Source organism: Lentibacillus amyloliquefaciens (assembly GCF_001307805.1).
Taxonomy (GTDB): domain Bacteria; phylum Bacillota; class Bacilli; order Bacillales; family Amphibacillaceae; genus Lentibacillus; species Lentibacillus amyloliquefaciens.
The window spans coordinates 275,832-300,187 of the sequence record NZ_CP013862.1 but is presented as its reverse complement, the minus strand read 5'-3'; the positions used below and the strand labels follow the sequence as shown (position 1 = coordinate 300,187).

The 24,356-nt window shown below is 41.8% G+C and carries 26 protein-coding genes; 4 read left to right on the top strand and 22 right to left on the bottom strand.

What is annotated here, in order from left to right:
- Window positions 1–20: 20 nt before the first annotated feature.
- The 9 genes from AOX59_RS01475 to AOX59_RS01435 all read right to left on the bottom strand — a co-directional run bounded on the left by AOX59_RS01475 (window position 21) and on the right by AOX59_RS01435 (window position 11,515).
- The gene (locus tag AOX59_RS01475; protein WP_068440823.1) at window positions 21–1,391 is read right to left on the bottom strand and encodes a UDP-N-acetylmuramoyl-tripeptide--D-alanyl-D-alanine ligase; all 1,371 of its coding nucleotides are present in this window, start codon (window positions 1,389–1,391) and stop codon (window positions 21–23) included.
- A gap of 110 nt (window positions 1,392–1,501) precedes the next feature.
- Window positions 1,502–2,971: a UDP-N-acetylmuramoyl-L-alanyl-D-glutamate--2,6-diaminopimelate ligase gene (locus tag AOX59_RS01470; RefSeq protein ID WP_068440819.1), complete on the bottom strand. Its 1,470-nt coding sequence runs from the start codon at window positions 2,969–2,971 to the stop codon at window positions 1,502–1,504.
- A 107-nt stretch (window positions 2,972–3,078) separates the two neighbouring features.
- Window positions 3,079–5,013, bottom strand: a complete 1,935-nt coding sequence (locus AOX59_RS01465; RefSeq protein ID WP_068440817.1) for a stage V sporulation protein D — start codon at window positions 5,011–5,013, stop codon at window positions 3,079–3,081.
- A 136-nt stretch (window positions 5,014–5,149) separates the two neighbouring features.
- The gene (locus tag AOX59_RS01460; RefSeq protein WP_068440814.1) at window positions 5,150–7,330 is read right to left on the bottom strand and encodes a penicillin-binding protein; all 2,181 of its coding nucleotides are present in this window, start codon (window positions 7,328–7,330) and stop codon (window positions 5,150–5,152) included.
- 16 nt (window positions 7,331–7,346) lie between these two features.
- Window positions 7,347–7,724 carry a cell division protein FtsL gene (ftsL, locus tag AOX59_RS01455; protein ID WP_068440811.1) on the bottom strand — a complete coding sequence of 126 codons (378 nt, stop codon included), beginning with the start codon at window positions 7,722–7,724 and terminating at the stop codon, window positions 7,347–7,349.
- Entirely contained in the window at window positions 7,721–8,701 is a 981-nt protein-coding gene (gene rsmH, locus AOX59_RS01450; protein WP_068440808.1) for a 16S rRNA (cytosine(1402)-N(4))-methyltransferase RsmH, read from the bottom strand. The genes ftsL and rsmH overlap by 4 nt, the downstream gene beginning before the upstream one ends.
- A 38-nt stretch (window positions 8,702–8,739) precedes the next feature.
- On the bottom strand, window positions 8,740–9,171 hold the full coding sequence (gene mraZ, locus AOX59_RS01445; protein WP_068440806.1) for a division/cell wall cluster transcriptional repressor MraZ: 432 nt from the start codon (window positions 9,169–9,171) through the stop codon (window positions 8,740–8,742).
- A gap of 239 nt (window positions 9,172–9,410) precedes the next feature.
- The gene (gene bshC / locus AOX59_RS01440; protein WP_068440804.1) at window positions 9,411–11,036 is read right to left on the bottom strand and encodes a bacillithiol biosynthesis cysteine-adding enzyme BshC; all 1,626 of its coding nucleotides are present in this window, start codon (window positions 11,034–11,036) and stop codon (window positions 9,411–9,413) included.
- A gap of 110 nt (window positions 11,037–11,146) precedes the next feature.
- A complete protein-coding gene (locus AOX59_RS01435) occupies window positions 11,147–11,515 on the bottom strand; it encodes a DUF3397 domain-containing protein (protein WP_218917910.1) in 369 nt (122 codons plus the stop codon).
- Window positions 11,516–11,703: 188 nt separating this feature from the next.
- On the opposite strand from AOX59_RS01435, the gene AOX59_RS01430 reads away from it, so the two are divergent.
- On the top strand, window positions 11,704–12,207 hold the full coding sequence (locus AOX59_RS01430) for an N-acetyltransferase (RefSeq protein WP_068448071.1): 504 nt from the start codon (window positions 11,704–11,706) through the stop codon (window positions 12,205–12,207).
- A 63-nt stretch (window positions 12,208–12,270) separates the two neighbouring features.
- Here AOX59_RS01430 and AOX59_RS01425 read toward each other — a convergent pair whose 3' ends face one another.
- The 4 genes from AOX59_RS01425 to AOX59_RS01410 all read right to left on the bottom strand — a co-directional run bounded on the left by AOX59_RS01425 (window position 12,271) and on the right by AOX59_RS01410 (window position 14,533).
- A complete protein-coding gene (locus tag AOX59_RS01425; protein ID WP_068440800.1) occupies window positions 12,271–12,753 on the bottom strand; it encodes an RsfA family transcriptional regulator in 483 nt (160 codons plus the stop codon).
- A gap of 174 nt (window positions 12,754–12,927) precedes the next feature.
- Window positions 12,928–13,689: an enoyl-CoA hydratase/isomerase family protein gene (locus tag AOX59_RS01420; protein WP_068440797.1), complete on the bottom strand. Its 762-nt coding sequence runs from the start codon at window positions 13,687–13,689 to the stop codon at window positions 12,928–12,930.
- A gap of 107 nt (window positions 13,690–13,796) precedes the next feature.
- Window positions 13,797–13,973 carry a 50S ribosomal protein L32 gene (gene rpmF / locus AOX59_RS01415; protein WP_068440794.1) on the bottom strand — a complete coding sequence of 59 codons (177 nt, stop codon included), beginning with the start codon at window positions 13,971–13,973 and terminating at the stop codon, window positions 13,797–13,799.
- A 38-nt stretch (window positions 13,974–14,011) separates the two neighbouring features.
- Complete coding sequence (locus tag AOX59_RS01410) at window positions 14,012–14,533, bottom strand: YceD family protein (RefSeq protein ID WP_068440791.1); 522 nt, start codon at window positions 14,531–14,533, stop codon at window positions 14,012–14,014.
- A gap of 174 nt (window positions 14,534–14,707) precedes the next feature.
- On the opposite strand from AOX59_RS01410, the gene AOX59_RS01405 reads away from it, so the two are divergent.
- Window positions 14,708–15,919 carry a nucleotidyltransferase gene (locus AOX59_RS01405; protein ID WP_068440786.1) on the top strand — a complete coding sequence of 404 codons (1,212 nt, stop codon included), beginning with the start codon at window positions 14,708–14,710 and terminating at the stop codon, window positions 15,917–15,919.
- A 106-nt stretch (window positions 15,920–16,025) separates the two neighbouring features.
- Here AOX59_RS01405 and AOX59_RS01400 read toward each other — a convergent pair whose 3' ends face one another.
- Entirely contained in the window at window positions 16,026–17,054 is a 1,029-nt protein-coding gene (locus AOX59_RS01400) for a SepM family pheromone-processing serine protease (RefSeq protein WP_068440781.1), read from the bottom strand.
- 223 nt (window positions 17,055–17,277) lie between these two features.
- On the opposite strand from AOX59_RS01400, the gene ylbJ reads away from it, so the two are divergent.
- Window positions 17,278–18,486, top strand: coding sequence for a sporulation integral membrane protein YlbJ (gene ylbJ, locus AOX59_RS01395; RefSeq protein WP_068440778.1), 1,209 nt, complete (start codon window positions 17,278–17,280; stop codon window positions 18,484–18,486).
- Between the two features lie 241 nt (window positions 18,487–18,727).
- Here the strand turns inward: ylbJ and coaD are convergent, their stop codons facing one another.
- From coaD to AOX59_RS01355, 8 genes are all read right to left on the bottom strand, one after another.
- The gene (gene coaD / locus AOX59_RS01390) at window positions 18,728–19,216 is read right to left on the bottom strand and encodes a pantetheine-phosphate adenylyltransferase (RefSeq protein ID WP_068440775.1); all 489 of its coding nucleotides are present in this window, start codon (window positions 19,214–19,216) and stop codon (window positions 18,728–18,730) included.
- Window positions 19,217–19,783, bottom strand: a complete 567-nt coding sequence (rsmD, locus tag AOX59_RS01385; protein ID WP_068440772.1) for a 16S rRNA (guanine(966)-N(2))-methyltransferase RsmD — start codon at window positions 19,781–19,783, stop codon at window positions 19,217–19,219.
- 673 nt (window positions 19,784–20,456) lie between these two features.
- Window positions 20,457–20,732 (bottom strand): YlbG family protein, encoded by a 276-nt coding sequence (locus tag AOX59_RS01380; protein ID WP_068440769.1) that lies wholly within the window; start codon window positions 20,730–20,732, stop codon window positions 20,457–20,459.
- A 58-nt stretch (window positions 20,733–20,790) separates the two neighbouring features.
- Window positions 20,791–21,225: a YlbF/YmcA family competence regulator gene (locus AOX59_RS01375; RefSeq protein ID WP_068440766.1), complete on the bottom strand. Its 435-nt coding sequence runs from the start codon at window positions 21,223–21,225 to the stop codon at window positions 20,791–20,793.
- Window positions 21,226–21,284: 59 nt separating this feature from the next.
- Complete coding sequence (locus tag AOX59_RS01370) at window positions 21,285–21,518, bottom strand: YlbE-like family protein (protein ID WP_068440763.1); 234 nt, start codon at window positions 21,516–21,518, stop codon at window positions 21,285–21,287.
- Window positions 21,519–21,528: 10 nt separating this feature from the next.
- Window positions 21,529–21,927 carry a YlbD family protein gene (gene ylbD / locus AOX59_RS01365; protein ID WP_237049347.1) on the bottom strand — a complete coding sequence of 133 codons (399 nt, stop codon included), beginning with the start codon at window positions 21,925–21,927 and terminating at the stop codon, window positions 21,529–21,531.
- A 106-nt stretch (window positions 21,928–22,033) separates the two neighbouring features.
- Window positions 22,034–23,101, bottom strand: coding sequence for a CAP domain-containing protein (locus tag AOX59_RS01360; protein WP_237049346.1), 1,068 nt, complete (start codon window positions 23,099–23,101; stop codon window positions 22,034–22,036).
- Between the two features lie 127 nt (window positions 23,102–23,228).
- Window positions 23,229–23,657, bottom strand: a complete 429-nt coding sequence (locus AOX59_RS01355) for a CBS domain-containing protein (RefSeq protein ID WP_068440757.1) — start codon at window positions 23,655–23,657, stop codon at window positions 23,229–23,231.
- Between the two features lie 146 nt (window positions 23,658–23,803).
- On the opposite strand from AOX59_RS01355, the gene AOX59_RS01350 reads away from it, so the two are divergent.
- Window positions 23,804–24,169, top strand: a complete 366-nt coding sequence (locus AOX59_RS01350; RefSeq protein WP_068440753.1) for a YugN family protein — start codon at window positions 23,804–23,806, stop codon at window positions 24,167–24,169.
- Window positions 24,170–24,356: the final 187 nt, after the last annotated feature.

Here is a 24,356-nt window from a genome sequence, read left to right as displayed (position 1 = left end):
CTTACAGCAACCGTCCATGCCTATTCCGACTGCTCAGCAGCTTCAGTGACAAATGTCTCGAATTGCATGCCCCTTGAGGCTTTAAATAAAATTAATGTACGTTCTTTTAAATAGTCTTTCAGTGCTATAGATAATTTTTCTCTGGAAGTAAAATGCCTGCAATCAATTGTTTGGTAGCGTTTCTTTACAAGTAACGTAATTTCCAATGAATCCTCTCCAAGTGTAAAAACAGCGTCAAATGAATCATCAATGCTGTCAGCAACTGTTTGATGAAGAGATTTCGATTGATCGCCAAGTTCAAATATATCCCCTAACACAAGCACTTTTTGCTTAAATCCTTCCAGTTCTTTCACAACATTCACACTTGCCTTCATTGATGTTGGCGAAGCATTATATGCATCATTGATAATTGATGAACCGTTTTTGCCCGCGAGCATTTCAAACCGCATTGATGTTAATTCCAGACTGGTCAATGCTTGCTTAATAGTCGGTTTTTCAATGCCGAGCAGTGTGGCAATCGTTACGGCAAAGGAAGCGTTCAGCGCATGATGGCTTCCCAGCAATGGAAGCGTATATTCCTCACCGTCTGAAAGCTGAAACCGTGTAGAATCCTGAAATAATTTAACATTTTGTATGTGCACATCATTGGTTAGTTCAAAGCCGCAAGTGATGACAGAATTTTGATAACGAGACTGCCTTAACAGTGCTTCGTCGCCATCAATCAATAAATGTCCCTCATCACTCAGCCCTTGAGCAATTTCCATTTTCGCCTTGGCGATGCCCTCTCTTGAACCCAAGTATTCAATGTGTGACTCGCCGATATTCGTGATCACAGCATAATCGGGTTTTGCTATTTTGCTCAACGTTTCAATCTCGCCGAAGTGATTCATACCCATCTCAACTACCAGTGCTTTTGTATCAGCAGGCATGGACAAAATCGTCAATGGCACACCGATTTGATTATTCAAATTACCTTTCGTATAATGCGTTTTAATTGATGGAGCAATCACTGCAGCGATCAGATCTTTAGTCGTTGTCTTGCCATTCGATCCCGTTACGCCGATGACAGCAGGATCCACACTCCCGCGGTAACATGTCGCGAGTTTCTGCATGGCAGCCAGCGTATCGTCAACAAAAAACAACGGAAAATCCTGGGGTAAAAAATCAGGCACTTCTTTCGTTTTATCCCAGATTGCAGCGACTGCTCCCTGGTTGAACGCTTCTTTCATATAATGATGACCGTCAAACTTTTCACCGACTAACGGAATGAAGAGCGACTGATGCGTTTTTTTCCGACTATCAGTTGTTACCTCATTAATCTTTATTGAATCACTTGCATTTCCGTTTAAGTCATCAAAAATAGCTGCAAGCCATTTTGTCGTAAATAACATTCCTGATTCTCCTTAGCTTTCATTTCTTAAAAACGTTCAAAATCCTGTGCGGGCCGCTGTACGATGGCGGCTATCAGGTATAGGGCTTAGGATTGTTTTTTTCAGCCTTCTTATTGAACCTTTTGCTGAATGGCTTCTTTTGCTGTTATGCGGTCATCAAAATCGTATCGGGTATGCCCAATTTCCTGATAGGTTTCATGACCTTTTCCGGCAATTAATATGATATCACCTTTTTCCGCTTCACCAACGGCATGAAAAATGGCATCCCGCCGGTTCTCGATAACCGTGTAATGATCGCCTTGGAGCCCTTCTGTCATATCATTCAAAATAGCTTGCGCATCTTCCGTACGCGGATTATCAGAAGTGAAAACAGCTTTGTCAGCATATTGCATGGCAACCGAAGCCATGAGCGGCCGTTTTGTTTTATCACGATCACCGCCGCAACCCACCACGACATACACCTTGTTTTCCGCAAATTCTTTAATGGTCTCCAGCACATTCTCCAGTGAGTCAGGTGTATGCGCATAGTCCACTACAGTCGCGAAATCCTGATTATCATCTACCGGCTGAAAACGACCGTCAACACCTTGAACATTTTCAAGCGCAGCCTTAATCATATTCAGCGGAACACCGGCACTTACGGCAGCCGCACTTGCAGCAAGCATATTATAAACATTGAACTTGCCGATCAGACTCACTTTTATTCGGGTCGAACCTGCCGGTGTAACCATTGTAAATTCGGTTTTCGTTACCTCCAGGTTTATATCTGTCGCCTTCACCTGTGCGTCACTATCAAGACCGTAAGTGACGACATGCTGTGCAGTGCTTTTTTCCAGAACTGAATGATGCGGGTCATCCTGATTAATGACTGCAAATTTCTTGTTTTCCTCATCATAAGTATTCCCTAACTGGGCAAACAAAAGACTTTTAGCATGCAGATAATCTTTCATATCCGCATGATAGTCCAAATGATCCTGGGATAAATTCGTAAACACGGCAATATCAAACTCGCACCCGTTAACACGTCCCATATCAAGAGCGTGGGAAGATACTTCCATGATGGCAGTCTTCACATTTTCCCGGTTCATCTTATCAAAAGTTTTTTGTAAACTCAGTGCATCAGGCGTTGTATTATGTACAGGATAGACTTCATCCCCGATTTTCATCTGGATGGTCCCAATAAGCCCTGTTTTCCGGTTATACTGGTTAAATATTGATTCAAGTAAATAAGTGGTAGTCGTTTTGCCATTCGTACCGGTTACACCAATGAGCGGCAGCTGTCGAGTTGGATAGCCATAAAACTTTGAAGCCACAATCGCCATTGATTTGGACGTGTCACTAACGCGAATAACCGGAACCGAAGCATTTACATCTTTTCCCGCAAGGATTGCAGAAGCGCCATTTTCAACTGCCTGATGAACAAAATCATGGCCATCAACCGTAAAACCTTCTATACAAACAAACAGACTTCCTTTATTCACTTTTCTGGAATCTGCCTCAATTTGATTGATTGTTATGTCGTCAATAGGTGCTGAAGTATCATAAAATGGCAGCACCGAAAGCAATTTCGATAAGTTCATTTCAAACATCCTATTCTTATTTAGACTAACTGATTTATTAAAATGACACTGACATTCAGCGGATTAAACCAATCCGCTGAATGTATTATAGCAGATTTATAAGCTGTTCACGATGAATTTTTATCAGATAAATAAATTCTTACTGTTTGCCCCTGATCAACCTTAGTTCCGGGGCTTGGCTCCTGGTCAATAATATAGTCCCCTGATCCGCTTGATTCAATTGAGAGGTTCGTCTGATATTCAATTAAATCTTCCTTTCTCATACCGATCAGATCCGGCACTTCAACAGGTGGCTGTTCCGGCCAGGTATATTCTTTCTCAGGTCCATCCTCGCTCGGTTCCACGCCCATTGCCCGCAGACTGTCCCCGATTATGGTTCCGACGATTGGTCCGACTACTGGTCCACCGAACTGTACTGTACCTTGCGGGTTATCAAGTGCCACATAAACCACAATCTCCGGATCATCAGCAGGGGCGAATCCCATAAATGATACAACATAGTTATTCGCCAAGTAATTACCGTCAGGCCCTACTTTCTGGGCGGTGCCTGTTTTGCCGCCGACACGATAGCCATCTACGTACGCTGGACGACCGGTACCTTCAGCCACAACGCTCTCAAGCGCATAACGGATTTCTTCCGATGTTGACTCGGAAATCACCCGCTCTTTCAATTCCGGTTCAATTGTATCAACAACCTTGTCTGTCTTCGGATCAATCCACTTTTTGGCGATAGAGGGTTCGTATAACTTGCCGCCATTAACAGCAGCTGCCACAGCCATTACCTGTTGGATCGGTGTTACTGAAACCCCTTGCCCAAATGAAGTCGTTCCAAGCTCAACCGGACCTATATCATCCGGGTCAAATAAAATGCCATTCCCTTCACCGCGCAAGTCAATCCCGGTTTTCTGTCCAAATCCAAAATCGTTTATATAACTGAATAATTTTTCCTTGCCAAGTTCTGATCCCATCTGTACAAACCCAGGGTTACAGGAGTTCTGCACGACCTCCAGATAACTTTGCTGACCATGACCGCCGCCTTTCCAGCAGTGCAGTTCCGTTCCGCCCACTGAGATATCCCCGTCATCATGAAAATGATCTTCTTCAAGGTCCACCATTTCTTCCTCCAAAGCAGCTGCTAATGTAATAATTTTAAAAGTTGAACCCGGTTCAAATGTACTCCATATCGGCAAATTCCGGTCATATATCTCGGAGTCCACATTCTGATAATTTTCCGGATGAAAATTAGGACGTGTGGCCATTCCCATAACGCCTCCCGTATCAGGGTCCACAGCAATTGCCATGGCACCATCGGGGTTATACTGCGACTCGGCAAGATCCAGTTCACGCTCCATAATCGTCTGTACTTTGGAGTCAATTGTCGTTTTCAAATTCAGCCCATCTTCAGGTGCTTCATAATCATCAGCCAGCTGATCCAGTTCTCTACCTTTGGCATCTGAATAAAACGACAAACTTCCTTCTTCCCCGTTTAGGCGGTCATTATAAAAAAGCTCAAGTCCCATAAGTCCCTGATTGTCAATCCCGGCAAAACCCAACACGTGGGATAAATAGTCATCAAAAGGATAGTGGCGTTTTGAATCCTTCGCAAGATACACACCGTCAAGATTCAATCTTCTGAAGGCCTGCTCCTGTTCTTCTGTTATCTTTCTGCCTTCAGGGTGAACGCGCGTGTAAACAGCATTTTTCGTCACATAATCATACGCATTCTGTTCTGAGATATTTAACACATCGGCTATATCATTTGCTGTTTTCTGGGGATTTTTCACTTGATTGGGAACAACGATCACAGAAGGAGCTGATACATTTTCTGCCAGCACTTCACCATGCCTGTCCAATATTTTGCCGCGCTCAGGCTCGAACGTTATATCCCTGCTCCAGGATTCATCGGCAAGATTCATCAGCTCATCACCAATGACAAACTGGACATAACCCAGCCGCACGTCGATAATTGTAAATACCAACAGACCCACCAAAAAAACCGCTATGATTCGTTTTCGTACAGTTACTGAAGATACGCGTTTCATTTTCCTTCCCCTTTTCATAATCATACGTAGGCTTGTATCCACTATATGAACACAAAAAAAGGAATAGAACATGACTGACAGCAAAAGGGAGCCACGCCCTGCAATTTCTGCAGGACGTGGCACACTTAGGTTTCGCTTAATTGTCTTGTGTTTGTTCTTCTGTTTGTTCCTCGTCAGCTTGCGGCGGCTTGAGCTCAACTCCTAAATAGTCACCTTTTTCAATTGGTGTGCCTTCTTCAATGTTTTGTGTCGCCACATAGCCATTTCCCATTGGTTCGAGCTTAAGCCCCATCAAATCAGATAATTCAAGGACATCCCGCAGTGACCAGCCACTAATGTCCACCATTTTCGGCTCATCCGTTACCAGAATGATTCTGTCACCCGGCAGCAGCTCTTCACCTTCACTGGCACTGGCTTTGGTGATGGTATTTCCCGACCCGATGACGGAAACATTCAAACCACTATCGGTCAACTGGTTTTTTACTTGAGATGTTTCCTGATCAATCATTTTCGGCAGCTGCACGCTTTCAATTTGTTCGGCTTCTTCTTTGTCAGGTTCGATATCCAAATAATGCAAGCTATTTTTCATGACATTTTTGAAGATAAATGAAAGAGGAACCGAACCGGTTTCAGTTGCTTTAATGTCAGGCTGTTTGACAGACACAAACATCATCAGCTGCGGATCTTCTTTCGGCGCCATGCCAAGGAATGAATACATATAGTTGCCATGGCCGGTCAAGTAGCTTCCATTTTCAGATATTTGGGCTGTGCCCGTTTTGCCTGCAACGGAATAGTCTTCGAGCTGATATTCTTTCCCTGTCCCATGTTCGGATGAAATGACTGAGCCCAGCAAATCCATCACTTGGTCGGAAGTCTCTTTCGAAATTGGTTCTGAGACAACTTCAGTTGATTTTTCATCAATTGTCTTATTGGAATTTGGATTCTTTGTTTTTGAAATAACATACGGTTTGACCATCTTTCCATCATTTGCGATCGCTGTTGCAGCTTTCATTTGCTGAATTGGAGTTATGGTACTTGCTTGACCGAAGGATGTTGTGATTTTATCCCGCGGGTAGTTATAAACAAGTTGTCCGGCTTCTTCCCCAGGTAAATCGATGCCTGTTTTTTCATCAAAATCAAACGCATTCCAGTAATCCAAATATGTCTCGGTTCCGATCTTTTCCCATACAAGTTTGGAAGCGGCCACGTTTGAAGAACGGGCAAAGCCCTCATCATACGTTATGGAGCCCCAGCCTTCACCGCCATTATGGTCTCTGACCGGACTTACGCGATCACTGATTTGATACTTGCCTGATTTATACCATTCATCTCCGTTATAAACACCTTCTTCAATTGCAGCTGCCCATGTGAACATCTTCACTGTTGAGCCCGGTTCAACAGGTGTGGAAATCGCATCATTGTACCAATTTTCCACATCTTTCAGGTTATTCGGGTTATAGCTTGGCCGGTTGCTCATAGCCAGCACTTCACCGGTTTTCGGGTCCATGACAATTGCGGTCATACGCTCAGGACTGTACTCGTTATTCATTTGTGTCATAGTGTCTTCAAGCAGTGTCTGTATTTTCTGGTCAATCGTCAAGTAAACATCTCCGCCATCTTCCGGTTCTTTGACGACTTCATTTGGATTTAATAATTTCGTGTTATACTGATCACGTTCGTACGAAATAGAGCCGTCATCTCCACTTAGCAGGTCGTTCATTTCATTTTCAATACCAGTTACACCACTGATGACGCCATCATTTTTTTGTGCAAACCCGATAATCTGTGAAGCAAACATGCCATTGGGATAATAGCGGATAGGCTCTTCGACAAAATTAATGCCGGAAAGTCCCAATGCCTCAATCTCTTCCTTTGTTTCTTGTGAGATTTCTTTGCCCGCATTGCCGAATTCTACTTGGAACTGGTCGTTATTAATGCCTTCATTCAGCTGCTCCAACAGATAACCTTCATCCGCATCCAGTAAAGGAGCCAGCTTCTTTGCAACTTCTTCCGGATTATCGACATGCATTGGTTCATCTTCATTTTGCGTATGTGACTCGCTGACAATAGCTTGAATTCGGTATGTAGGGCGATCATATGCTAATGTCATACCATTTCGATCATAAATTTTGCCGCGTTCTGCATCAAGGGTGTAAGATGCAGTTCGCTTTTCTTCTGCTAATTCTTCCAGTGATACGCCATCGATTGCACCGGTTGCCTGAATGTAAAGGAACCTCCCCGATATGAGTAGAAACACCCCAACAAACAATATAATTAAAATTCCGGTCATGATGTTGGTATTCCTGTTTTTATTCATGACTCATCCGCCTTGTTTAGTTATTGTTAAAAGCTGTTGCCTGTTTTACCTGGGCATCTTGTATTTTTAACCCGTTTTCTTTCGCAATCCGGGTAATGCGCTCAGGTCTTTCTAATTGCTTTTTCTCATAAACAAGTCCTTCGTTGGTAACTTTCTGATGCTGTACGTTCGCCTCAAGTGACTCTACTTCCCTGTTCAGCGTATCTGTTGTGGAAGCGAAGGATACGACATAAATACTGACAGCAATCAGCATAACAGCTACAAGTGAGTATAAAACCTTTTCACCTTTTGTTATCCAGCCTTTCTTCCGGACTTTAACTAATGTTTGTTTGTCTTGTTGTGGTGCGCTCGAGGAATAAGACTTTTCCCAGCTTTGCGCCAGATTTTCATTCATAATTTTCTCCACCCTTCTTCATATGTGAAATCCTCATTCCACTGCCCTGTTTTTTCCACGATTCGAAGCTTGGCTGAGTGGGAGCGTCGATTTTCATCCAGTTCATCCTCACTCGGTATTAGCGGTTTTTTATTGACCAGTTTGAATGGTGCCTGATGATCGTCCGGAATCACAGGTAAGTTTCGCGGGACCGGTTTTGCACTTGTCCATTTTTTAAATGCTTGTTTACAGATTCTGTCCTCAAGTGAGTGAAATGTAATAACAGCAATCCTGCCATTAATGCCGACACATCGAGCAGCTTGATGAAGTGCATCGTTAAAAGCGCTTAATTCGTCATTGACGGCAATCCTGAGCGCCTGGAATATCCGCTTGGCAGGATGTCCTCCCTTTCGTCGGGCAGGGGCGGGGATTGCATCCTTAATAATCTCCACCAGCTGATAAGTTGTATCGATTGCCTGTTCTTTCCTCATCGTCTCAATTTTACGTGCGATTTGTTTGGAAAACTTCTCTTCACCATAACTGAAAAATATTTTAACAAGTTGGCTGTAGGACCATTCGTTTACAATGTCACGTGCATCAAGCTCTTGCTCTTGATTCATGCGCATGTCGAGCTTGGCATCGTGCTGATAGCTAAAGCCTCTTTCACCCTGATCCAGCTGCGGTGAAGAAACGCCAAGGTCAAACAAAAAACCATCAGTGATATCGATCTGGTGATCCGCTAATTTTTCTTCCAGCTCCCTGAAATTTGCCTGAACGAAAAGCATCCTTTCATGGAACGGATTAAGACGGTCTTCTGCGGCTTGCAATGCTTCCTGATCCTGATCAAAAGCAATTAAAAGTCCCTCGTCGTTTAAGCGTGAGACAATCCGCTCAGCATGACCTCCGCCGCCAACTGTACAGTCGACATATGTACCGTCAGGCTTAATAGCCAGTCCATTAATGACTTCTTCTTCTAATACACTGTAATGATTGAACATGTACGACACCTGGTTTCCTTATTAACATAATTACTTTATTAAATATCAAAATCCATCAGGTTTTCGGCAATTTCACCGAATGATTCTTCCGAGTCATCGAAATAGGTTTTCCATTTTTCTTCAGCCCAGAATTCAACCCGATTGGATACGCCTATGACAACACATTCTTTATCCAAAGCAGCATAGTTCCTTAACGGCTGCGGGATGTTTATTCTCCCCTGTTTGTCCACATCACATTCAATTGCGCCGGAGAAGAAAAACCTTGTAAATGCACGGGCGTCTTTTTTCGTAAGCGGGAGCTTTTTTAACTTCTCTTCAAGTAATTTCCATTCATCCATTGGGTAGGCGAACAAACACTTATCCAGTCCACGGGTGACAACAAAGCTGTCTCCAAGCCCCTCCCGAAACTTGGCAGGCACAATAATTCTTCCTTTTGAATCGATATTGTGCTGGTATTCGCCCATGAACATAGAGTCCGCCCCACTTTCTTATACACATGTTACCACATTCCCCCACTATTCACCACCATATCTTTTAAATTTTATCTAATTTTTTTGTGGGCAGTCTCAAATGAGGGAATGCCGTAAACTCTGACAAAAACTTTTCAAACAGGAACAACAGTGGGGAGCATCCTGTTTTCGGCATAAAAAAACCACCTCCTGCCACTCATTAATGTAAAAGTGGTAGAAGGTGGGGGGATTATCACCCGTTATAGATAAACAGCATGGTGATCGTCTTCGAATGAACACGGTTCCTGAACTAATTTTTTAATAAAGTCAGTGCCATAAACATTTATCCAAAACACTGGATTCCAGATCCGTTCCTGTAATCCATTATATGGATGCATGTGTTGGTGAACCAGATCAAATTCATGTAGCTGCTTCTTGTGGTTTTCTTCGATTGTTTTCAGAATACGATTTTCAAGATACTCGATATGTTCATTTAAATAGTACAAGTTCTTATCTGCCAATTCACCTAAATCAGATCGTGTTTCTCTGGCAATATCGCGCAGCGGTTCGTGCACGTCACCAATGGCCCGCCTCACCTCAGAGGCCACCTCATGCAGTGGTGCTTTGCTTTGAGACGCCAGCCATTTGGTCTTAGAAGCCGCACTGCCACGGTTAATTGCCTTCTCACACGAAATGCCATACTCACGCATTGATTTTTCAATGTGGCGGTCAACAAGTGTTAGTGAAAGCCGGGGAACTACCGGCGGCATGTCCATATTCACCGCATGGAAAGCGGGCTTTAAAGCGGACCAGTAACCCACTTCACCCGGTCCGCCAATGAATGCGAGAGTAGGAAATAATAATTCCTGCATAACCGGTCTTGTCACGACATTATTACTTAAAAGACCGGGATGGAAATGAGCAGTTTCCACCATTTCGTTAGTGGTCAGCGTGACTTCATTCTGTTTCCCCGTCCAATTTCCATCAGAATCCCGCATCAATAAAATTCGGTCATTGCCTTTATGGTAAAAAAGATGTGTTTCTTCAGGCTCTGTATCCAGCGAAACCGTGTAACCTTTTTGGTTTAGCTGCTGTAAGGTCGTATAGACCCCGGAACTGATTTCTTGTTGCTTGTCAATTAATGCAGCAAAGTGCTCACGTTCAATCTCACGCAACTCCTCAGCACCGGAATCGACAAGAACAATTCCTTCCTCGTCGAACAATTGATAAACAACTTGCGCAAAAAAATCCACATATGTAGAAGACCGGTCCAGACAGTCTCGAATAGTCCGGTACACATTCCGGGTATGTTCTGTTTCAGTGAGCTGTTCAAATAATTCATCGACCCATTGAACAGCAGCCGCTTTATCAATTTCAACCGTTGAAACAGATGGCTTATCGGCGACATTTTGATTCAATATGTGTTTCGTCATAACGTTTTCTTTCTGAACATAAACATGGTTAATTTCATCAAAATCATGGTCTTCACCGGCTATCCAAAAAACCGGTATAACAGGCACCTGTAATTTGGCTTCCTGACGCCTGGCCAATTGGATGATTGATATGATTTTATTAATCGTATACATCGGACCTGTCAGAAGCCCCGCCTGCTGTCCGCCGATCACCACAACACTGTTCTCTTCTTTCAGTCGTTCAATGTTATAATAAGTTTGTTGGGGAGCATCCCATCGTTTATTCATCGTTTCTACTACTTCTCGAAGACGATCACGATCGATTTGCTTTTGCTTCAGTTGCTGCATTCTCGTTTGGTATGTTTCTTCAGAATATGGATCATAGTCAAAATGCTCTAATATATTTGGTTCCTGATTGCGATAATCGTCTATTAGCGCATTCTGATTTTGTAATTTAATTGGCGTGATGTGCATACGTCATATGCTCCTTTAACGGTTATCGAAACTATCCATTCTGATTGTACATAAATCAACTTCGGATTGCACCCATTCTGTTTATGAACGCAAATAATACAGTCTGTAGACTAAACAATATAAATGATTGTTCCAATTACAATCAGAAGAACATATAGCAGGAAGAAAATCAAAAAGCAGACACGCCAAAAAATTTTAAAAATTTTATTGAAAACAATTTCGGTATACATTTTCCAGTGAAACACAACAATAACCGTAAACAGACTAAGCAACATCAGAAGGATAAAACTTAAAAATGTGCTTTCAAAAATGGTTTTCAGCATGGCAATAACTGCAATAATATAGAGAAGCGTTGTCCAATTCACAGCTGCATGAAATGCTTTCCATTTATTATTATGCAGCATTTTGCTGCCGGCATACACAGTTGTCGTTGCAATAACTGGTATGGTGATGATGATTCCAATAACATAAACAAACATATCCCATATCATATCCGGTCATTAATTCCCTTCTGCAGCTCAAGTTTTTCTTCAATCAAATGACGAAGAGAGGAATTTTGTTAAAAGTGCGTGATTCTCATTCGCTTTCATTCCATTCCCGCTTCTTTTATATTATAATTAAAAGTGGAGAAATTCTAAATACTTTTGTTTCTGGGGGCTGAAGAATGATGAATAATATACAAGTTGAGAGACTCCTAATCAATTATAAAACGCTGGAGCAGTTTAAGCGCTTCAAGGAATATGGCAATCAGGAACTGTCTATGCTGGAAGATTTTCAAAACAACATCATTGAAAACAACAGCGAGTCGCCATTTTATGGGATTTATATCGGACACAATCTGATTGGACGCATGAGCTTATACAGAATAAGTGCCAAATACGATAATTATTTCGAACCGGCTCAGGACTATCTGGAGCTGTGGAAGCTGGAGGTTTTGCCTGATTACCGCGGGAGATTTTATGGAAAAGCTCTCGTTGATTTTGCCAAAAGTTTTGAACTGCCGATTAAAACAAATCCGCGGATTAACTCACATGCCTTTTGGGAAAAAATGGACTTCCAAAAAGCCCAATACGACATGGAACGCGACCGGGGTGAAAACCCGCTTATCTGGATGCCTGAAGGTGTTAAGGAAAAAGACACCGGGCAGTCAAACAGTGATCCTGAAGAATAACTGTTAAATCCATAAGAAATAAAGACATGAATGGCATTTTACCAACATTCATGTCTTATTTTTTCACTTCTGTTGTTCATTGACCCAATTCCACAACTTCCCCATCTCTTCCCAAGCCTGTTCGTAATGCATCAACTGCTTTTTTAACGCTTTATTTTCCTGTAGTAGCTGTCTATGTGCCATTTCCTGATCTTCCGGGAATCCGAAATCTTCTGCCGGTGAGTCCGTGCGGATTTTTTCAAGCAGTGAAATAGCAGCAGCAAGCGGGTCTTCATTGTTCATAGATTTTGAATCATGGTCAACCATTGTTTTCTGCCGGTTATTTTGTTTTCGGTCCTCTTTAGCACTTTCAATGGCGTTTTCATATGTTTTGCGGATCGACGCATTCCAGCGAAAACCGCATGCTGCTGATGTTCTTGATAACTGATGAGCTACCTCTTTGAATGCTTCAAGCTGCGTCTTTCCTTCTCTTATATGGCGAAGGACAGTTTCTGCCAATAATATATCTTCATCTTTCGACCATGCATCCTGCCGTGTTGCATTCATAACACCCCTCCTAATACATTTGCTATCAATGTATGCAAAAGGTAGGTGTAATAGAATTGATCAGAAACAAAAATTTTCGGGTAGGCTGTTAACTTAAAATCGATTGGATCTGTTTAAAAACAATGAATCTTTCTAAATGCATCTGCGTGCGGTCTTCAGCAAATGAACAAAAACTTATTTGCGTGAAAAAAAATGCTTGATTGCTTCCTTATGCTCCGCAGTCTCCCATAGATTAGCACTATTTCTCACCTCTTCATCCATTTGAGCGGAAAGTGATAAAATGGATACCTGGCGTAAATATTGGTTTTTTAACACTTTCATTTGCTCAAGAGATTTAGCCAGATACGGTCTTAATAGGGTTCCCCTGTCATTCCATTCATCTTCCGGCACGACCCTGTTGATCCAGCCTTTTTCCAGCAGGTATTCTGCTCCATGAATTTCTGCTTCCATCAGCCATTGATAGGCAAACACAGGGTGAACTTTTTCATATAACAGTCTTCCGCCGCCCCAGCCTGGCGTGATTCCAAGTTTTGTTTGGACAAATCCGAAACGGGTTTCTTTCTTAGCAATACGGAAATCACACGCTGTGGCAATTTCACACCCGCCTCCCATAGCATCTCCATTTAATAAACAGACAACAGGAACTGGAAAAGACGCGATTTCATAGAGAACTTCCTTCATAGGATATAAAACAGAAAATGCTTCATCAGAGGGCAAGTCAGCATTCAAATCGTTTAGATCCCCTCCGGCACAAAACATCCGCTCACCGGAAGCTGTAATAACTAAAAATTTTATTGATTGCTGTTTAGCCGTCTCCAAAGCTGTACTGAAGACTTCAGCCATTTCCTTTGATATCGCATTCATTTTTTCCGGGCGGTTCAGCGTTATCTCACCAAAACCTTGTTCATCATACCTGTATGTAACCAGCTCTGACATCTGTTTAATCTCCTTTTCCTATTCATTATCAGGTCTGCCGCTCCAAATCCTATATATAAAAACAGATCACTTATCAGTGATCTGTTCAGAAAACCTATGAGACAGGATTAGTCATTTGCTGCTACTTCTTTTCCGTCATAATGCCCGCAAGATTTGCAAACATGATGCTGTTTTGTAAGTTCACCGCAATTTGAGCATTCAACCAGACCTGGCACATGCAGTTTTTTATGCGTACGACGTTGGTTTTTCACCTTTTTTGAAGTTCTTCTCTTTGGTACTGCCATCACTTACACCTCCTTCAAATTGAAAAGGAAACACATTTCTACTTTTCATCATCTTCCAGTAACGATTCCAGTTTCTTCAAACGTGGATCTGGTTTTTGTTCATTTTTTTCCTCAGAAACAAATGCCCAACCATCCCCTTCTGTCGGAGCTTGACCTTTTGCATTTGCATCATCTGAAAAGACACGATATGGCACTTCCAATTGGATATTTTCCTTGATTAGCGGGGTTAAGTCAAGTACTTCCCCATCAATTTGATGAATTTCATCATCAGAATCGTCATCCTGATAAGGTGACTCAGAAAACACTTCAATTGTATCGATATCAAACGTATAAGGCACATCGACCAATGTGCGGGCACAAGGCAGGATCATTTTGCCGTCAATATTAAATGTGAATATGATCTCATCACCTTGGTCCATCGCGGTCCCATGAACGTGAACCGAACCGATTTGCCGGATATCATTTTTCATGGTTTCCAGTTCGGAAACATCGACATGCTCATCGAATGAAAAGGGTTCATCCCTTGAATTTTTTTTAATTTGTCCTAATGAAAATTTCATATAATCACCTCAAGGCAACATGAGTTATTTTAAAAGGAAAATGCAGTTTTGTCAACATATTTTCTTTACACATTTACGTGTTTCCAGTATTCCCGTTGGAGTACATAGACAACCATGCATACGCATACTTTTTTTGATACAATGAGTACCAACTTGAAAAAGGAGCTAAAGACTATGCAGGCTTGCGGTTTAATTGTTGAATATAATCCTTTTCATAATGGACATGCTTATCATATTCAAGCATCAAGAGAAGCGACAGGTGCTGATTGTATAATAGCTGTCATGAGCGGATCATTTCTGCAGCGTGGTGAACCGGCAATCATTGATAAGTTTCACCGAACGAAAGCTGCTTTGTCAGCAGGTGCTGACCTAGTGCTTGAACTTCCCTACCTCTATGCTGTCCAAAGCAGTGATCTATTTGCCGAGGGTTCAGTCAAGACGCTAAATGAGGCAGGTGTGTCAAGCATTTGTTTTGGCAGCGAATCCGGCGATATCTCATACTTCACTCAAGGCTATAACACTTTTAAAAACAATCAGGCATCCTACCAATCGGCGCTTCATGAGCAGCTGGATAAAGGGGAATCATTCCCTGAAGCCAGCCGCCTTGCTTATCGGCACATCGGACTGACAACAGACAAAATGGATTTGGCAAAACCTAATAATATCCTTGGGTTCGGCTATGTTAAATCAATTCTGGATAATGATCTGCCAATCGACCCCCTAACTATAACCCGTATAAAAAGCGGCTATCACGATCAGGCAATTACTGATTCTATCGCTAGTGCCACAAGCATCCGTGAAGAGCTGCTGGCAACAAATAAAGTGACTGAACAAGTAAAGCGTGCACTTCCGGAAGAAACAATTACCCAGCTTTTGCATTATAAACAAAAGGCCAACTGTTGGCATTCATGGGAGTCGTATTTCAGCCTGTTGCATTATCGGGTCATGACCATGTCGGACAGTGAACTTGCAGCCATCCATGGTGTTGACGAAGGACTCGAATACCGTATCAAAAAGTCCGCACTTAAGGCCGGATCCTTTCATGAATGGATGCATGCTATTAAAACGAAACGCTATACATGGACAAGACTGCAACGTATTTTTGCGCACATTTTAACAAATACAACAAAAGAAGAAGTGAACCTGATTAAAGGTAACGCTTCAGTTCCATATATCAGACTGCTCGGCATGACCAAAACCGGTCAGCACTATTTAAATTCCCGGAAGAAACAAATGGATGTCCCACTTATTACAACACTTGCACGCGCAAATGTCCCGATGGCACTCAAGGAGGAGAAAGCGAGCAATGCTTATTACAGCATTCTCCCGGCTGATAAACGAACCGAATTCCGCCGGCAAGAACTTCAGCCGCCGATCATGGCATAATGATCAAAGATGAGGCTATCGGTGAAAAGCCGGCGCCTCATCCATTTAATGCCGGCTTTAAATGGATCACATTTTGTTAACAGTATCATTTACTGATCTTCCCTGTTTACGCTTTTGCAGAATCAAGGTTTTTCAAATAGTCCAGTGCATCCTCAAAAGTATTAACAGGAACAATTTCCATGTCAGTCCCGATCTCTTCTGCTGTTTTCACGGCATTCTCATAGTTCGAATCCTCGTTCCCATTATTATTGGCGGCAAAAAAGATGTCACAGCCTTCTCTGTCAGCAGCAATAACTTTTTTGTCAACACCGCCAATCCGCATCACATTCCCTTGATAATCCACCTCACCGGTACCGGCGACTTCATAACCTTTTGTCAAATCCACATCAGTCAGCTGATCATATATCTCCAATGAAAACATCAAACCGGCACTCGGTCCTCCGATGCTTCCGCTGGAAAAATTCACTTCAGGATTGACCTCCACACTGCGATCGGTTACCAACTGGATACCAACACCTGCCTTGTTATCGATATCCGGAAATGCTTCAAGCGTGACATCCTTCTCAAGTTCCTCTTCATCCCGCACTACATTAACTGTGATCGTATCACCTGCCTTTTTATTATCGACATAATCAATTAAATCATTTGCTTCATCTATTTCCTCTCCATCAATTGCAGTGATTCGGTCACCTGATTGCAATATGCCTTCTGCCGGCATTCCGTCTATAACCGATACGACATAGACACCGTTATAATCAATTGTAATATCCTCGCCGGCTGCTTCATAAGCAACCACGGTTGACGCTTCCTGGGAACTTTCCATCATTTGCAGCTGAGCATGAAAATATTCATCCTGTGATACCCCTTCCGGCCTGACCTCACGCAATGGCTGGATCTCCTGATGGGGCATAATTTTTGCCATTAGATACTGGACAGGGGTTGCCTGTCCACCGCGAATGGTCACCAGGTGCATATCACCTTCACTCTGATAGCCTTCTGCAACTTCCACTATTGGATTAAGGGCATCAGCTCCACCCGGTTTATATACATAAAACGGGAGTTTATATGCGGATATAAAAAATGCAATAGCAATCACTAAAATCAAATAAATAATATGTTTCTTTGTAAATCTCACGAATAATCCCCTTTCCGTCCAAAACGTCCAATAGGCCGTGTCGCAAAAGTGTATGTCATAAAACCCTATTGTATGTGCGTATATTGATATAGACTCGTACAAACTCCGGAAACGACCAATGATGTTGAGTGGTTACTGCTAATTAATAAAAATTAAGCTAGCATTATTTTACTACTTACCAATTAAGAAGTACAGAATTCACGCATTCCACAGGGGGCTGACGATGATACAGAAATTGAAAACATTACTATTATCAGGCATGACGACGTTTATTGCTTTTTGTCTGATTAAATACCCTGATCAATCTTTAGAAGCCAGCATCAGGGGGCTGAACATGTGGTGGGAAGTTGTATTTCCTTCACTTTTACCTTTTTTTATCACAGCTGAATTGCTGATTGGTTTCGGATTTGTGAAATTTATTGGCGTCCTGTTTGAACCGATTATGCGGCCTTTATTTAATGTACCCGGCTCAGGAAGTTTCGCTTGGGCGATGGGGATGGCGAGCGGCTATCCGACGGGTGCAAAAATATCAGCACGCCTTCGGGAAGAAGGGCAGCTGACCCAAATTGAAGCTGAGCGTCTCGTCTCATTCACGAACGCCTCGAGCCCCCTTTTCATTTTCGGAGCTGTTTCAGTCGGTTTTTTTTACGACGTGAAGCTTGGTATTGTACTGGCCTCCTCACATTATATTGCTAACGCACTCGTTGGAATATGTATGCGATTTTACGGCAGGCGAGCTGAAATGAAATCCGCTAAATCAAAGAAATATAAAACTTCTATTTTGCGGGCTTTTCGGGAAATGCATCGCACAAGACTTAATGATCCCCGCCCTTTTGGTAAAATCGTCGGCGATGCTGTGCTGAATTCAATCCAAACATTAGTGATGGTCGGCGGATTCATTATTTTATTTTCTGTGTTCACGAAGCTTTTGTATATTGCAGGCATATCACCGATTATCGCAATATTTTTTCAGCACCTGTTGCAAATTCTCATGATTCCGGCGGAGCTAGCTTTGCCTTTATTATCCGGCTTATTTGAAATCACACTTGGTGCAAGTCAAATTTCACAGGAGAATTCCGCCAATCTGCTGGAGAAAATTATTGTTGTCAGTTTTATATTGGGCTTTAACGGCCTGTCTGTTCAAGCCCAGGTCGCAAGTATTATCGCACCGACAGATATCCGGTTCGCCCCCTACTTTTTTGCTAGGATTCTTCACGGCATATTTGCAGCCATTCTGACAGCTTTGTTTTATACACCTTTATATTTAAACCGGACCTCTTTTGATTTTAAAGGCGTGCCTGTATCAAATGACATGCATGAAGAATCCTGGCTTACCGCCTTACATCGCCTCGCAGAAATTGGGCCTGTTATAACATTGATCGCTATTGCTTCTGCTTTGTTTATTATTTTGAGTCGGATGCAAAAAACTTAAAGAGGCTATTCAAAAAGTCCGGTAACAATGACACACCGGTGTTTCTAGTTGGCTTGTTTCTTCACTCCTTGGCAAAGGCGAGCAATGCGGATTCAGAGAAGTATTCCTTATGCTCATGTATCTAAAGACATACTTTACGCTACTTGAAACTGCGTCGCCTCGAACTTCTCGGTCCTTGTCATCCTCCTTTTTGAACACGCACATAAAAAAGATGCCGTAATAAAACGGCATCTTCTTAAGATCATTTGTTGTTGTTATATTTATCTCTTAGCGCTTTTTCGACAGGCCCCGGCACTAAATCAGCTACGTCCGCTTTATATTTGGCAACTTCTTTAACGATGCTGGAACTTAAAAATGAATATTGATTATTCGTCATCATAAAAAACGTTTCAATGTTGTCGTCCAGCTTACGGTTCATGGCTGTAATCTGCATCTCATATTCGAAATCACTGACAGCACGAAGTCCGCGCAGTATAGCATCTGCCTTATGTTCGCGTGCATAATCTATTAAGAGCTCCTCACTGGTATCAACGGAAACATTTGGAAGATGCCTCGTGCTTTCCTCCAGTAGAGCCATCCTTTCGTCAACAGTAAATAAAGGTGCCTTGGACTGGTTATTAAAAACAGCAACAATCAATTCATCAAAAACTTTCGCCCCTCGTTCAATTATATCAAGATGCCCATATGTAACCGGATCAAAACTTCCCGGACAAATCGCCAACCGGTTCATTCAAACAGCCCCCTTTGTATTTTGATAGATGGTTATGCCTGTCGTATCGTTATAATTTGCTTGTTTTGCAATTGAAAATCTGCCGGATTCAGCTGGCAATTGCTCAAACGCGTCGTGCTCACAATATATTAGGCCATCCGTATTCAATAACTGGAAATCGTCAATTAAATCAAGCACTTTCCCGTAACTTACCTTTTGATAAGGGGGATCCAGCAATATCAAATCAAACGTCAGCCCTCTTTTGAAAGCAGCATTCATTGCACGAAAACTATCTGTGCGAAATACTTCAGCATGATCGTCCAGCTTCAGCGCCTGCAAATTTTTATGAATGGTATGTATAGCTTTTGGGTGCTTATCGACAAATATACCTTGATTCATGCCCCTGCTTAATGCTTCTATTCCCAACGCACCGCTTCCGGCGAATAAATCAAGGCAACGACCGCCTTCAAAGAAAGGCCCTAAAGCTTGAAATACTGCCTCTTTCACTTTATCTGAAGTAGGTCTTGTTGTCTTCCCTGGCACTGCTTCCAGCTTATGCCCTTTATATATACCAGCAATTACACGCATACAACCACCTCATTAAATTATAATAAGCCTATCAATTTAAATACGCAAGCATCTCTTTTTAAGTGGGTGTTCAAAAAGGAGGATAAAGTGAAACTTCATTCAGCGGAATGATTTTTTCCGTTGAATGTTGTTAGCCGCCGTTTTCTGGTGGGTTACTGATCATTATATGCCGGGAAAAAAGACCGAGAAGTTCGAGGCGACGCAGTTTCGAGCACAGAAAACTCCCCCCGAATTTACATCGCACGAAGGGAAAGCGTATTTCTTTTCCAAGGAAAGGAATGTTTGCCTTTAGATACATGAGCCGCGGAGAAAAACAAGTCAACTAGAAACACCGACGTGTCATTGTTACCGGACTTTTTGAACAACCTCTTTAAAATCATTTCATAAATCTATGTATATAAACATTTTGCCTGTCCATAATAACATAATGAAACAGCTCAAATTTGCTTGACTGTTTCAAAAACACGGAGAAGACTTACACTTCCCCATAAGTTCTTCCTCCGGTTTCTCCTCTCCCTTTGCCTTTTTGTTTTCTGATGCGAAAACAAAGGGACCTGCAGAAAATTTTCTGCAGGTTTTTTTCTATTTAGGTAAAGCTTGTTTTGAATCCCACAGCAAACTTGTGTCAAAAATAAAAAAACCTTTGCAACTATAGTATGTATTGCTGCAAAGGTTAAATTCCCATTTTATAATCATATTCCTTCGCCTTATCCGGTATCGCATTTTCAAAGTTTGTCTGCAAATAAGGCTTATAGGAACGATCGACTTTTGAAACAAATGGTAATTTCAGTAATTTTGTTTCGATATCATCAAGAACATCCTGATCCACATAGATGACTGAGTACTTGAGCTTTTTGGATGAATAAATTAAGTGTCCATAACGCTTAATGTGTTTAATGTTTTTCATATGCTGAAACCAGACAATCAGCCCTTGACGTTTCGTCCTCATCACTTATCCTCACTAACATGACTTTTTTTAGTCAGTCTACCAGAATATCAGCCGAACATCAAGATGCACTGCACCCGCATTTTCCGCCATGGCCGCATCCAACATCGGTTAGCGCTGCACCGTCTTTTGGTGCTTTAATGTCATTATTTACACTAAAAGCGATATACTCACTTATCTCGTCCAGCATTTTCTGCAAGTTACGTTCAGCTATTTTAAATTCAGCTACTTTCTCATTCATGTCCATTTCACGTTTAGTCGAGCGCACCTTTTTCATGATTTCGTTGTAATCGGGATGGTATCTCCCGAATCGCTGAACTTCCTCGTGCTGTTCTTTTATATCATTAAAAGCTGTAATCAGCTTCTGTGCTTCTGCGTTCTCGTTAAGAGCCTTCCGGGCATCTTGATAGGATTCCATGACATCTGATTTCAGGACCATGTTGCTGACAATTTCTGAATGATCCAGAATATCGGCATATTCCATTGTTCCTATCATTATTCTCACCTCCAATTTCATCTTATCATGTAATGCGAAAGAATAAAACAGGCGCAACCCTAGTCTTTCATGATTTCAGTGAAATTGATCAGCATATTGAGCATTTGTACATGACTGCCGATTTTATCCACTTGCTGGGAAAACGTTTCACCGTAAAAGAACTTCGATTCATTTTCAAGCTCACGAATTCTGTCAGGTTCTCTTGTCAGATAGCGATACCAAATGGGATTAAACCGGACAAAATGAGCATATTTCGGATTTTGCTGTAAATAGTTATACACCGGTTTCTGCATCAGACCACCCCTAATCTTTAAATGCATTAAATAGATTCTGATTTCCAAATGGCTGCTTCGACGGGTTTTGCGATGACTGAAACTGCCCAAGAAGTCCCTGTAAAGTCGAAATCGTGTTATTCACGTTATCGACTTGATTTTGGAGTTTATCCAAATCAATATTCTCCGACATCTGGACCAGGCGCTCAACCATTTCTTTTTTTCCTTCTTTAGATTTGCTGTCGGTTGCTCCGCTGCCGGTTTCTTTATACCGTTCCCATAACGGGTCATTTTCCCCGAGCAAGGCCCATTTTTCATAATATGTCTGGAAGCCTTTTCCACTTTTTCTGACCTCTTTCACCAGCCCGGGATGTTTTTGCAAAAATGCTTTAAATTCCCTGACACTTGGATGGAGGTTATCACTCATCATTTCTCACCTCGGTAACAATAGCTGTTACTGATTAATTTATGAAAAATAGGCGGATTCTGTGATTCTGCCTGAGATAATGAATTCATTATTAATCAATGTACGATGTTTATTCCTTTTTGAGAAAGTTTTGCGTGTAATGAAAACGGTGAACGCCGGCCCCCAAATGAGTGAAGTCTTCTTTCAGCAAAGCTTCACGGTGCCCTTTACTATTCAGCCAGCCGTGAAGAGCAGCCTGTGCATCAGGATACTGAGCAGCTATGTTTTCACCGGCGGATTGATAGAATATATTTTTTGCTTCCAGCCGTTCTTTTAAGCCATCACCATTCTCGGCATAATGGGAGAAATAACTATTTTGTGCCATATCCTCACTGTGCAAGTAAGCAACATCACTGACATTTTCATCCCATTCCAATCCTGATTTGCCATGTTGACTGCGCATAACATTAGTTATATGAAATATTTGCTGTTCAGCCCCTTCTTCCACCTTTTCCCATTGCTCATCAGTCAGTTCCGGTGCTTCAGGGAGTTCTCCCCGATAGTGCATTTCATACGGCTGATGCTTGAGCAGCGTATCGGCTGATAGCATTCGAAAGGCTGACAGCTCCTGAGTAACTGTATCAAAATATAACTGTAAAAAGATACTGTCTGTAATCTTCACCAATGGACGTTCCACTAATTCCTCATCGCTCAATTTGAACGTATAAGAAGATGATTCTTCGTTGTATGTCACTTCATTTGACATGGTAAACACATCACGAGCACTATCATATGTCATACCAATATCTGCAGGCTCAATTGATAAATGTTTGCCCAGCCCATAAATCGATACCACGCTGTCATTCTCTACGCCAAACTGAATAAACTGATTCTGTTCATTTGTATAAAGCCACCACTCATAGCCGTAAGGACTCGCATCCTTCCGCAAAGGTTCTCCAAACTTTTCCAGTAATTCATTTGTGGATTTATTCATCCACTGATAGGTATTGCCTTCTAATGGAACAGTGCTGCGATTGTCCGGCACTTCTTTTGACTGCAGCTTGTTATCGCTTTTTTCGACAGCTTGACTGGAAGGTTCTATTGAATCTTTTGTAAATACCTCACTTTCTTCAAATAGATAATAAACACCGGATAACACGAGTAATAAGACAATGACTATTGGTATGAAGCGCATCATATACTTCCCTTCTATTAAAAACGTTTGAGGAGCTATGTAAAATATTTATATGACGAAAAAAACAATACATGCTAATTAACAATAGAAAAGCAACCAATATAAAATCGGTTGCTTTTATTATACTATATTAATGTATCTCCGGTCTTTCTGAAATGTCTTCAAGCGCCTTGCCGGCTGCTACATTCGATTTATCGTCCAGTGATAAGTCCCCAAGTGAAACAATACCGGCAAGCTTTTCATTTTCTACAATCGGCAGACGGCGTATCTGCTCACGAGCCATCATATCACTGGCTTCCTGCAGTGATGCATCCGATGAAACGTAGTAGAGCTTGTCACTCATCACTTCCTCTACTGCTGCAGTATCAAATTTTTTCTCAGCATAGCCTCTTAAAACCAAATCACGGTCAGTAACCATGCCCAATAACGCTTTATTTTCCGAACATACCGGAATAGCACCAACATTTTGCTTTTTCATTTTAGAAGCAGCATCAAACAGTGTATCTTCCTTTCGGCATACAGCAACATCTTCACTCATAACTTCTTTGATACTTTTCATTTCAAGCCTCCTTTAAAGTATTATCATTTATAATCTTTCCTGAAACAGAAATATCTTGCATACGGATTTCATATCCTTTTCGATTGCAAGTTGATAACATTTTTATTATTATTAGGATGTCATGATATTTTTGCGAGGTGGATAACATGTATCTGGAAAATACAGGAATTGAAGAAGCAATTGTTGACTTAAAACCATTAGACCGCCTAATGGGCAATCATGCTTTCATTCGGGCCGGACAATGGGATTATGAACGTGTCACATATGATTATAAAATCGAATCGAAGGAAAAGAACATTACATATTATATTCGCATACAAGGGTATGCCGTTGAAGGTGATGTCGACCGGGGCAATGCCGTTATTCAGTTAAAGACACCACTTCTCGGTAAATATTATTATCCACATGGTGTCGAATACGGTGAAGACGAGAACTTTCCGGAAAACCTCGTTGATCGAGCAGCGAACCTGGTGCAAAAAGTTAAGGAAGAAGTTTACCAGTATAAAAAATAATGACGATTCCTTGCTCAGCCAACTGCTTTAACCGATGTGAAAGCGGTTGGCTTTTTCATCAGTAAAATATCAACATCAGCTCTGACTTACACGCCGGCAATAAGTGCCGATATCACCCTATATTCATCATATAATTGCTTACACTATTTATTTATACTTGGCTAATCCTCGAGGTATAAATGAAAGG